Origin of the sequence: Pseudomonas sp. FSL R10-1339, from assembly GCF_009600545.1 — a bacterium.
In the GTDB taxonomy this organism is placed as follows: domain Bacteria; phylum Pseudomonadota; class Gammaproteobacteria; order Pseudomonadales; family Pseudomonadaceae; genus Aquipseudomonas; species Aquipseudomonas bubulae.
This window is the reverse complement of record NZ_WIVQ01000125.1, coordinates 1-10,225: the sequence shown is the minus strand read 5'-3', so window position 1 is coordinate 10,225 and position 10,225 is coordinate 1. Positions and strand designations below refer to the sequence as shown.

9 protein-coding genes and 1 pseudogene are annotated in these 10,225 nt (G+C 61.0%); 4 read left to right on the top strand and 6 right to left on the bottom strand.

Annotation, left to right across the window (positions count from 1 at the left end; genetic code table 11):
• Nucleotides 1-89: 89 nt before the first annotated feature.
• Both GHO03_RS22275 and GHO03_RS22270 read left to right on the top strand, forming a co-directional pair.
• On the top strand, nucleotides 90-524 hold the full coding sequence (locus GHO03_RS22275; protein WP_095002159.1) for a DoxX family protein: 435 nt from the start codon (nucleotides 90-92) through the stop codon (nucleotides 522-524).
• 243 nt (nucleotides 525-767) lie between these two features.
• Nucleotides 768-1,076 carry a class I SAM-dependent methyltransferase gene (locus GHO03_RS22270; protein WP_133144914.1) on the top strand — a complete coding sequence of 103 codons (309 nt, stop codon included), beginning with the start codon at nucleotides 768-770 and terminating at the stop codon, nucleotides 1,074-1,076.
• Nucleotides 1,077-1,127: 51 nt separating this feature from the next.
• Here GHO03_RS22270 and GHO03_RS22265 read toward each other — a convergent pair whose 3' ends face one another.
• The 5 genes from GHO03_RS22265 to GHO03_RS22245 form a co-directional block, all read right to left on the bottom strand.
• Entirely contained in the window at nucleotides 1,128-2,393 is a 1,266-nt protein-coding gene (locus GHO03_RS22265; RefSeq protein ID WP_095002157.1) for an FAD-binding oxidoreductase, read from the bottom strand.
• On the bottom strand, nucleotides 2,386-3,975 hold the full coding sequence (locus GHO03_RS22260) for an aldehyde dehydrogenase (NADP(+)) (protein ID WP_153400545.1): 1,590 nt from the start codon (nucleotides 3,973-3,975) through the stop codon (nucleotides 2,386-2,388). Before GHO03_RS22260 ends, GHO03_RS22265 begins: the two co-directional genes overlap by 8 nt.
• Nucleotides 3,976-4,061: 86 nt before the next feature.
• Nucleotides 4,062-5,009 (bottom strand): dihydrodipicolinate synthase family protein, encoded by a 948-nt coding sequence (locus GHO03_RS22255; RefSeq protein WP_095002155.1) that lies wholly within the window; start codon nucleotides 5,007-5,009, stop codon nucleotides 4,062-4,064.
• Between the two features lie 49 nt (nucleotides 5,010-5,058).
• A complete protein-coding gene (locus GHO03_RS22250; protein WP_133144916.1) occupies nucleotides 5,059-5,985 on the bottom strand; it encodes a 4-hydroxyproline epimerase in 927 nt (308 codons plus the stop codon).
• Nucleotides 5,986-6,042: 57 nt separating this feature from the next.
• Nucleotides 6,043-7,686, bottom strand: a complete 1,644-nt coding sequence (locus GHO03_RS22245) for an APC family permease (protein ID WP_095002153.1) — start codon at nucleotides 7,684-7,686, stop codon at nucleotides 6,043-6,045.
• A 202-nt stretch (nucleotides 7,687-7,888) separates the two neighbouring features.
• Here GHO03_RS22245 and GHO03_RS22240 point away from each other — a divergent pair, with 202 nt between their 5' ends.
• On the top strand, nucleotides 7,889-8,662 hold the full coding sequence (locus tag GHO03_RS22240) for an AraC family transcriptional regulator (protein WP_095002272.1): 774 nt from the start codon (nucleotides 7,889-7,891) through the stop codon (nucleotides 8,660-8,662).
• A gap of 107 nt (nucleotides 8,663-8,769) precedes the next feature.
• Entirely contained in the window at nucleotides 8,770-9,246 is a 477-nt protein-coding gene (greB, locus tag GHO03_RS22235; protein WP_029611319.1) for a transcription elongation factor GreB, read from the top strand.
• A gap of 707 nt (nucleotides 9,247-9,953) precedes the next feature.
• On the opposite strand, the pseudogene GHO03_RS22230 reads toward greB, so the two are convergent.
• A pseudogene (locus GHO03_RS22230) lies at nucleotides 9,954-10,157 on the bottom strand (ABC transporter permease); the annotation flags it as partial.
• Nucleotides 10,158-10,225: the final 68 nt, after the last annotated feature.

The following is a 10,225-nucleotide window of genomic DNA, read 5'->3' as shown; positions in this document are numbered from 1 at the left end:
TCGCGGTCAATAGCGCCAAATTCAGCGGGATTTTCAACTTACTGCGCGGTTGCGGCAAGTTGATCGGAGCTTCCCTAAAGGATTCCATCATGAGCAAATTGATCCATACCGTACTGGGCAGCCGCGCAGGTTATGGTTTGACGGTCTTGCGTATTTTCGTCGGTATTATCTTTGCCGCCCACGGTTCGCAAAAACTGTTCGGCTGGTTTGGCGGCGGGGGCCTGGCGGGCACGGCGCAATGGATGGAGAGCATTGGCCTGGCGCCGGGCATGTTGATGGCAGTGCTGGCGGGCGGTACCGAGTTTCTGGGCGGTCTGGCGCTGATTATTGGCTTGCTGGCGCGCCCTGCAGCCCTGGGCCTGTCGTTTACGTTGCTGGTGGCGATCTTCTCGGTGCATATCAGCAATGGCCTGTTTATGGCCAACAACGGCTATGAATTCGCCCTGGCCTTGCTGGGTGGTACCGTGGCAGTGCTGATCGAAGGTGCAGGCAAGTTGTCGATCGATCGTGCACTAGCTGACTGAAAACCCGATGCCAGTGAAAAGGCCCGCCCAGAGCGGGCCTTTTTCGTTCCAGATGATTGTTGACAGTAGTAAGCAGGTTTATCTAGGATGTTTTCTTGCGCCGATTTAAACAGCTACTTGCGGGGCGCCAGAGGGTCACAGACCGTCTAAGAGGCTTGAAACAGGCCTTGAAATACCGCTAAAGCGCTGGTTCGGTGTTGCCTCTCACCTGCCACGCAGAATCTTGAGGCGGAGAACCGATACATGAGTCACCCACGTCCCCTTGTACGTCTTGCGCCGATCTCGGCCAGCCCAACCTTGCGCAACCCAAAAATCCTCCTGGGCGGTAAGCATCAGCCTACGTTGCTGCGCTATCTCGATGGCTGGCCACGCCGCAAAGGGCGGCCTACGGCGTTTCTGATCCAGTTTGTGGAAGAGGGCGATCAACTGGCGCGATTTGCCGCTGACAGTTTTGACCTGGCGGTGATCCAGTCCCCCGATGCTGAAAATGCCGAGCGGGTGATTCACAACCTCACCCGTGTCAGCCGGCAGGGGTTGATAACCCTGCGCTGAGGCTCCAGCCCCGTAGCAGCCTCGTTCCTTCGGCAGCTGCTACGGATGGGATCAGAAACGCTCCAGCCGGTAAGGGTGCAACTCAGGCAGCGCGTGGGCACTGGTTGCCCCCGCCAACTGCGCGATCAGTTCAGCCGTTACCGCTGCCTGGGTCAGGCCCAAATGCTGATGGCCGAAGGCAAGCAGTACCTTGCCGTCGCACACCCGGTCGATGATCGGCAGTGAGTCCGGCAACGACGGGCGAAAGCCCATCCATGGCGTCGCGTCTTCAGCGCTAAGGTCATGGCGCAACAATCCTTTGCTCAGGCGATGCAGCTGCCAGGCGCGCTCCATGCTCGGCGGCGCTTCCAGGCCGGCAAATTCAACTGTACCCGCCAGCCTCAAGCCATCGCTCATCGGGGTCATGATGAATTTGCGTTCCAGTGAGGTGACGGCAAACGGCAGCCGGTCATGCTCGTGGGGCAGCATCAGGTGGTAACCGCGTTCGGTATCCAGCGGAACGTGCTTGCCGGTCAGGGTTGCGGTGAGTTTGGCCGAGTGGGCGCCGCAGGCGATCACGACCCGGCGGGCGGACACCTGGCCCTGGGCTGTCATCAGAGAAACTCCGGCCTCACTCAGTTGCCCGCCTGTGACCTGTTGCTTGAGAAACTGCACACCGCACTTTCTGGCAGCCTCTACCAGTTCGCAAACCACGCGATAGGGGTCGATAAAGTGCCCCGTGGCCGGAAAAAACAACCCGCCCTGAATCTGCTCGCTCAGTTGCGGCGCTGCCTTGTGTATGGCCCTGGCCTCCCAGAACTCGACCGGTACCTGCTGCTGGCGCATGCGTGCCTGCAGTGCCAGAAGTGGCTGCCGGGACTCGGAACGTTCGTACACCAGCAACGAACCGTCTTCGCGCATCAGGCCCGGGCAGTCAATGCCCTCCAGCAGCCTGTGCCAGGCACCCAGGCTGCTTTCGTTAAGTGCCCGAATACCGGCTACAGTGCGCTGAAAGGGTGCCTTGCGCAGGTTCAGCAGCAGACGCGTGAACCACGGCAGGGCCCGGGGCATATATTTCCAGTCCAGGCGCAGGGGGCCCATCGGGTCCATCAGCATGGCCGGCAAGCGCTTGAGAATCGACAGGTCGGCAATCGGGAACACCTGTTCGGTGGCCAGGTGCCCGGCATTGCCGAATGAGGCGCCATGGCCCGGTTCCTGCGGGTCGATGACCACCACCCGCTGGCCCTGGCGCGCCAGTTGCAGGGCACAGGCGACGCCGATGATTCCGGCGCCGACCACGGCAATGTCAGCTGTGTTTCCAGCGAAGTGATCAGGCATTTTCCAGTACTTCTCTGTGGCCATCGAGCAGGCGGCGCAAGTGCAGCGGGTTGGCGTGCTTGAGTGCCGTCGGCAACAGGCTGTCAGGGAAGTCCTGATAGCAGACAGGACGCAGGAAGCGCTGGATGGCCGCAGTGCCAACCGAGGTGGTACGGGTGTCCGAAGTCGCCGGGAAAGGCCCGCCGTGGACCATCGCGTCGCACACCTCAACCCCCGTTGGCCAGCCATTGACCAGCAAGCGACCAGCCTTGCGTTCCAGGGTCGCAAGCATGGCCCTGGCACTGTCGAGGTCGGCTTCATCCAGTTGCAGGGTGATGGTCAATTGGCCTTCAAGGTGCTCGAGCACCTGGCGGATCTCCTCGTCATCGGCGCATTGCACCACCAGCGCCGCAGCACCAAAGACTTCGGCCTGCAATGCAGGGTCGGCGAGGAAGTCCCCGGCCCGGGTCACAAACAGATGGGCCTGGCACTGGTTGGGTGTCTCCCCCCTCAAGCCGGCAGCGGCCTCTTGAGCACTGTTCAGTTCCTGCAAAGAGCCAATACCGGCTTCATAGGCCTGGAAAATCCCGGGAGTGAGCATCGTCTGGGCCGGGCTTTGCTGGACCAGCCGGGCAGCTGTGCTGATAAATCTATCCAGTGCCGGCCCTTGATGGCCGATAACCAGACCCGGGTTGGTGCAAAACTGGCCTGCCCCCTGGGTCAGAGATGCAACAAAGCCCTGCGCCAGTGATTCGCCGCGAGCCTGCAGCGCAGCGGGGAACAGCAGTACCGGGTTGATCGAGCTCATCTCCGCATACACCGGTATGGGTTCGGGGCGTGCTGCTGCCACTTTGCACAAAGCCATGCCGCCACTGCGCGAGCCGGTGAAGCCGACTGCCTTGATGCGTGGATCGCTGACCAGGGCAACACCGACTTCACGGCCGGAACCGAACAACAGGGAAAAGACCCCTTCAGGCAGGTCCGATTCTTTCACCGCACAGGCAATCGCATGGCCAACCAGTTCGCTGGTGCCAGGGTGGGCGCTGTGGGCCTTGACCACCACCGGGCAGCCGGCCGCCAGCGCCGAGGCAGTGTCGCCACCGGCCACGGAGAAGGCCAGCGGGAAGTTGCTGGCGCCGAATACCGCCACCGGCCCCAGTGGCACCTGGCGTTGGCGCAAATCTGCACGGGGCAGTGGTTGGCGCTCGGGCAGCGCGTTGTCGACCCGCACATCCAGCCATTCTCCAGCGCGTACGGTACGGGCAAAGGTACGCAGTTGCTGGCAGGTACGTGCGCGTTCACCGACGATGCGCGGGCGTGGCAGGCCTGATTCGCTGACGGCGCGGTCAATCAATTCATCGCCAAGGGCTTCGATTTCAGCGGCGATGGTTTCCAGAAAAGTGGCGCGAGTTTCCAGTGAGGTCTCGCGAAAGCTGTCAAAAGCCTCCTGGGCCAGGGTGCACGCCTGCTCGACATGTTCGCTGCCGCCGCCAAGGTAGGCCGGTTCGAGCACAGTGCCGGTGGCGGGATTGATCGCCCGGATCGCTTCGCGGTTACCGGTGATGGCTTGCTGACCGATCAGCATGTTGCCTGTCAGAGTCATGGCGTGTTCCTAAAAATGGGTTGGCTGGAACAAGGCGGCGCACATGATGTGCGCCGCTGTTCAGGGATGCAGGGCTGCGCTGCGGGTCAGGCGACGTTCTGTTCGGCGGACCAGGTTTTGTACCACTGGCGGAACAGGCTGTACTGGTTCTCGGCGTAGTGGCGTTGGGCATCGCTCAGCGCATCGGTGTCGTTGAAGTGCAGGCTGTATTCTGTGTCGCCATTGAGCACCATCAGGTGCTTGTAGTAGAGCACCAGGTCAGTGCCTTCATCGAACGACGAGAGCACCGCCAGGGCGGCTTCCAGCTCGCGGGCCAGGCGACGGGCTTTAGGGTCGCCCTTGGCCGCTTGCTTGCTCAGGGCCACCAGGTGCAACACTTCGCGAGGCAGGGCGTTGCCGATGCCGGTAATGGCGCCGGTGGCGTTGCAGTTGACGAAGCCATGCACAACCTGGGTGTCGACGCCGACCATCAGGGTCACATCATCGTCTTTGGAAGTGATGTGTTCGGCGGCGTAACGCATGTCGGCAGCACCGCCGAACTCTTTGAAGCCGATCAGGTTCGGGTATTGGCTACGCAGTTCGAAGAACAGGTCGGCGCGGGTGGCGAAGCCGTAGTACGGGCTGTTGTAGATAACCGCCGGTAGCTGTGGAGCGGCTTGCAGGATGGCGGCGAAGTGAGCTTTTTGCGCAGCAGGCGAGGCTGCACGGGACAGCAGGCGTGGAATCACCATCAGGCCCTGGGCGCCAACTTTGGCAGCGTGTGCCGCATGGGACACCGCTTCGCGGCTGTTTACGGCGCCGGTGCCGACGATGGTTGGGATGCCCGCAGCTACCAGGCGTGCCACACCTTCCTGGCGCTCGGCTTCGGTCAGCAAAGGCCAGTCACCCATGGAGCCGCAGTACACCACGGCACTCATGCCGATATCGATCAGTTCGCGGCCCTTGGCCACCAGCGCGTCGAAGTCCGGCTTGCGCTCGGCGGTGCAAGGGGTCATCAGGGCAGGCATGCAACCGGTGAAAATGTTATCGCTCATTGTTCTAACTCCTCGAGTCGTTTATTCGGATGTGTTTACGGCGAAGGGCTTAAATGCCCCACGCGAAAGGATCTTTTTCGTCGATCAGCAGCATGCTGTCGGCGGTCATATAGGCCTGGCCGGTAATGAACGGGCGAATGCGCTCGCCGTCCCATTGATAACTGCCGACAAACTGGCTGGCGGTGATGCTGGCCTGCACCCAGGGCTGGCCTGGAGCCAGCTTGCCGTCGGCGGCCAGGCACGCCAGCTTGGCGCTGGTGCCGGTGCCACAGGGCGAGCGGTCATAGGCCTTGCCCGGGCACATGACAAAGTTGCGGCTGTCGGCCTGGTCGTCGTCGGCAAACAGTTCGATATGGTCGATCAGGGCACCGTCTTCGCCGTGGATACCCTGTGCCTCAAGGGCCTTGAGCATGGTCCAGGTGTACTCGGTCAGGGCTTCGACATTGTCCAGTTGCAGTGTCTTGCCGTGATCGGAGACCAGGAAGAACCAGTTGCCGCCCCAGGCAATATCGCCCTGCACACGGCCATGCCCCGGCACCTCAACGGCGACCTGCTGGCGATAGCGGTAGGAGGGCACATTGCCTACGGTGACCTTGCCATCTGGATGCAGGGTGGCGGTGACCGGGCCGACCGGGGTGTCGATCTTGTGCTCGCCGATCTCGATCTGGCCCAGGTGATGCAGGGAGGCGATCAGGCCGATGGTGCCGTGGCCGCACATGCCCAGATAACCGGCATTGTTGAAGAAGATCACCCCGCACGTGGCATCCGCCGACACGGGCTCGCAGTACAGTGCACCGACCAGTACATCGTTGCCTCGGGGCTCCAGCAGGCAGGCCCGGCGCCATTGGTCATGCTGGTCGCGCAGGGTGTCGCGCTGCTCGGCAATGCTGCGCCCGGCCAGTTGCGGGAAGCCTTTGATCACCACGCGGGTGGGTTCGCCGCCGGTATGTGAATCAATGATATGGACTTGCTTCATGAACGTATCCCTTGGAAGAGAACAACGGCTCGGAGGACTACTGTGGTTAACGGTGTCTCAGGATGAAGTCTGGATAAACGCCCCCGTGGCGTGGCTGGCCGGGGTGTTACTGGCAAGTTCCGGGGCTTCTTCGCTGTCCTCGTCGTCTTCCAGCCGGACCAGATGAGCCGGCACGCCGGTGGCCGCGCCCCAGTAATAGATGCCCGTCGCACAAGCTGCGACGACCAGGGTGTCAAACGGGTGGGCAAGTACGCCCAGGCCACCGAAAGTGCCGAGTTTGGACAGCACCATGGTTACGGCGTAGAAGCCGATCAGCCACAAAGATGAGCGTACTTGCTGGCCCAGGCTCAGGTGGTTGGTCGGTACGAATCGCGAACACAGCAGGTACACCACGAACATCACGATTTGCAGGCCGAGCAGCCAGGACACGGTGTTCCAGCCTGACCAGTAAACAATCAGCGCAGCGACGATAAATGACAGCGGCCCCATCACCCCCATCCACTTGACCCGGAACGGGCGTGGCATGTCTGGGGCATTGCGGCGCAATGCGGCCACGGACACCGGTGCCACTGCGTAGCTCAGTACCAGGGCGGCAGATACCACGCTGATCAGGGCTTCCCAGGACGGGAAAGGCAGGGTCCAGAACACCGACAGGCCAAAGGTCAGCCACAGTGCCGGGCGCGGGATGCCGGACTTTTCATCGATGCGGGTGAAAATCTTGAAAAACGTGCCGGTTTGCGCCCAGCCATAAATCACCCGCGGTGTGGCATTCATGTAAATGTTGCCGCAGCCGCTTGGCGAGATCACCGCATCAGCCACCACCAGATAAGCCAGCCAGCCCACACCCAGAGCCAGGGCGATGTCGCGATAGGGCAATGCCAGTTCCTTGGTCACGCCGGCCCAGCCGTTGGCCAGCATTTCAGTGGGTACGCCGCCGAGGAAGGCCACTTGCAGCAGCACATAAATCACGGTCGACAACAGGACCGACAGGATCAGGGCAATCGGGATGGTGCGTTGCGGGTTCTTCACTTCACTGGCCACCGAAATGATCGGTGTCAGGCCCAGATAGGCGAAGATAATGCCGCCTGCAGAAACGGCCATCTGCACGCCCGACAGGCCGAACGGGGCGAAGCCCTGGGCGTAGAGATTTTCCGGTTTGAAGAAGGTGAACAGCACGCCGATGACCAGCAGCGGCACGATAAATTTGAATACGCTGACCAGGTTATTGGCCATGGCGAAGGTCTTCACGCTTCGGTAGTTGAGCATGAAAAACAGGCACAGCAGGCCGAACTGCAGGAGCCAGCCCAGGATCGAAGGGTCACTGGAGCCGGCCTTGGTCAGCTCGGGGAACCATGCCGCGGCGTATTGGCGGGCGGCGACCACTTCAATTGCCACCAGGCTGGAGAAGGCGATCAGGGTGATAAAGCCCATCAAGTAACCGAGCAACGGGCCATGGGAGTAAACCGGGTAACGAATGACGCCACCGGCGCGCGGCAGGGCAGCGCCCAGCTCGCAGTAAACGATGCCTAGCAACAGCACGGAAAAACCGCCCAGCAGCCAGGAAAAAATCCCAGCCGGGCCAGCGATCGCCGACACATGACTGGCTGCAAACAACCAGCCGGAACCGAAGATGGCACCCAGACCGATAAAGGTCAGGTCCATCAGTGAGAGCTGTTTCTTGAATTTGCCTTTACCTGACATAGCGTCGCCTTTTTGTGAGTTATTGGTTAGGCAGGTGTGATGTCATTTGCCATTGCGCCAATACGGTTGGCGGGTGTGCAATGGCGCTAGATTGAACGTCGGGGAAAGTTTGCGATTGATCTTTTCCATTGAAGCCGATGACGAAATCAGCACAATGCACCCAGGCGGCCGATACCTGGCCAGTGGTGGGAGAGTGAGTTTTATGACGCAGAATGCTTTTGCAATCCTGAGCCAGGGCAGCGAGTTGAGCCGCCCCGAGAGTCTTGAGCAGTTGCTCTCGGGGGTAGCCCTGTTGCTACCGATGCTCGATGCCATCCCCAATGCCGCGATCTTCATCAAGGACAATGCCGCGCGCTATGTACTGGCCAACCGCACCCTGGTCCAGCGCTGCGGCCTCAAGCAGTTGCAACCCCTGCTCGGCAAAACCAGCGCCGAGGTATTCCCCGCGCAGTTGGGGCCGGGCTATACCGAGCAGGATCGCCAGGTGCTGGAGCAGGGGCTGGTGCTTGAGGACCAGCTGGAACTGCATCTGTACGGGACCCGGGAGCCTGGCTGGTGCCTGACCCACAAGCGCCCGCTGTACAATCTCCAGGGCGAGATCATCGGCCTGGCCGGGATCTCCGTGGACTTGCAATCAGCCAGTGATACCCACCCGGCGTACCAGCGGCTGGCGGCAGTGGATGAGCACATTCGCACGCATTTCAACCGCCGCGTTACCCTGGGTGAGTTGACCCGTATTGCCGGAATCTCCGTGGCGCAACTGGAGCGCTACTGCAAGCGTGTGTTTCACCTGACGCCACGGCAGATGATCCAGAAGGTGCGTCTGGAACACGCCCATCGGCTGTTGCTGACCGATATTCCGATTACCCAGGTGGCCCTGCAGTGCGGATACACCGACCACAGCGCATTCACCCGCCAATTCAAGGCATTGACCGGCTTTACCCCGCGCCAGTATCGCCAGGCCACGGCACAGTGAGAGTGTCGCTGCGCTTGTGATTTTTATCAGCGCCTCTATGTATTTCGTCGCGCCGGGGTGCTAAGAGTCTGCCCTGGCCAATGCAACCTGCTGGAGAACGACCGCGAGTGAGTACCAACATCATCACCAGGCAAGGCCATGAAGCCCTGAAGCAGGAGCTTGACTACCTGTGGCGGGAAAAACGCCCGGATACCACACGCAAGGTGACCTGGGCAGCATCACTGGGTGATCGCAGCGAAAACGCTGACTACCAGTACAACAAGAAGTTGCTGCGCGAGATTGACCGACGGGTGCGCTACCTGCGCAAGCGCCTCGAGGATGTACGGGTGGTTGATTACTCGCCGGAGCAGGAAGGCCGGGTGTTTTTTGGTGCCTGGGTCGAAATTGAAAACGAGGCCGGGGACGTCAAGAAATTCCGCATTGTGGGTTACGACGAAATCTACGGACGCAACGACTACATCTCCATCGACTCACCGATGGCCCGTGCGCTGTTGAAGAAAGAGGTGGGCGACGAGGCAGTGGTGCAGACCCCGAGCGGGGAAGTGCTGTGGTGGATCAACGAGATTTATTACGAGAAAAGCTAGGGTAAAACCTGGGCGGATATTTAGCCGCTGCAGGGTTTAACTGGTGTACCGCGTACATATCCGGCATCTGCGTTTAACTGGAATATTGGTTTCGCCCTTACGGCGAGTCACTTTTTCCAGACGCCGAAAAAGTAACCAAAAAGGCTTGCCCCTGGCGTACGGCCTTCGCTGCGCTCAGGTTCCCTCGTTCCGGTCCCGCTCCGTGGGCCCGCCGCCACGGGCCATCCATGGCCCATCGCGGCTCTCCCGGCATCCATGCCGGTCGACCCACTGCGCAGAACCTCCTCTCGGCCTCCCGATGGGGCGGGTAGATCAAGATCAAAAGCCGTCGAGGCGGCCGACCGGCCGGCCTGTTTGAATGCAGGATTTTCGACCGACATATCTCCCTGTGGGAGCCGGGCTTGCCCGCGATGCAGGCACCTCGTTCTATCTCGAGGAACAAAGTGCTGCCATCGCGGGCAAGCCCGCTCCCATAACAGAGCCGGAGGGAGGGAGCCGGCGAACCTTGGCGAATCGGCCGAGTGGTAGGGCGAGGACCTTTTGGTTCCTTTTGGGTCCTTTCAAAATGGACTCGCCGTAAGGGCGAAACCAATATTTCAGTTAAACGCGAATGCAGGATATGTACGCGGCGTAACAGTTGAATCCCAAAACGACGATCGCAGCCTCGCTGCGCTCGTCAACGCCAGGATTTATAGTGTCTGGCCATATCAACCCTCGCGCAACACCGTCAACGGGCTGGCATTCAGCGCCCTGCGTGTGCCAAACACGCCCGCACCGCCCACCATCACCGCGCCCAACACCGGCAACAGCAACAACCACGGATGTGGGTGCCACGGCAGGTCAAAGGCAAAGCGGTAAAGCACCAGACTGACCAGTTCGGCCCCTAGCGCCGCCAGCAGGCCGCTGGTGGCGCTAGGGGCCGAACTGGTCAGTCTGGTGCTTTACCGCTTTGCCTTTGACCTGCCGTGGCACCCACATC

Coding starts and splice junctions, on each gene's coding strand:
- GHO03_RS22275 (WP_095002159.1), top strand. CDS start 90: ATGAGCAAATTGATCCATACCGTACTGGGCAGCCGCGCAGGTTATGGT.
- GHO03_RS22270 (WP_133144914.1), top strand. CDS start 768: ATGAGTCACCCACGTCCCCTTGTACGTCTTGCGCCGATCTCGGCCAGC.
- GHO03_RS22265 (WP_095002157.1), bottom strand. CDS start 2,393: ATGCCTGATCACTTCGCTGGAAACACAGCTGACATTGCCGTGGTCGGC.
- GHO03_RS22260 (WP_153400545.1), bottom strand. CDS start 3,975: ATGACTCTGACAGGCAACATGCTGATCGGTCAGCAAGCCATCACCGGT.
- GHO03_RS22255 (WP_095002155.1), bottom strand. CDS start 5,009: ATGAGCGATAACATTTTCACCGGTTGCATGCCTGCCCTGATGACCCCT.
- GHO03_RS22250 (WP_133144916.1), bottom strand. CDS start 5,985: ATGAAGCAAGTCCATATCATTGATTCACATACCGGCGGCGAACCCACC.
- GHO03_RS22245 (WP_095002153.1), bottom strand. CDS start 7,686: ATGTCAGGTAAAGGCAAATTCAAGAAACAGCTCTCACTGATGGACCTG.
- GHO03_RS22240 (WP_095002272.1), top strand. CDS start 7,889: ATGACGCAGAATGCTTTTGCAATCCTGAGCCAGGGCAGCGAGTTGAGC.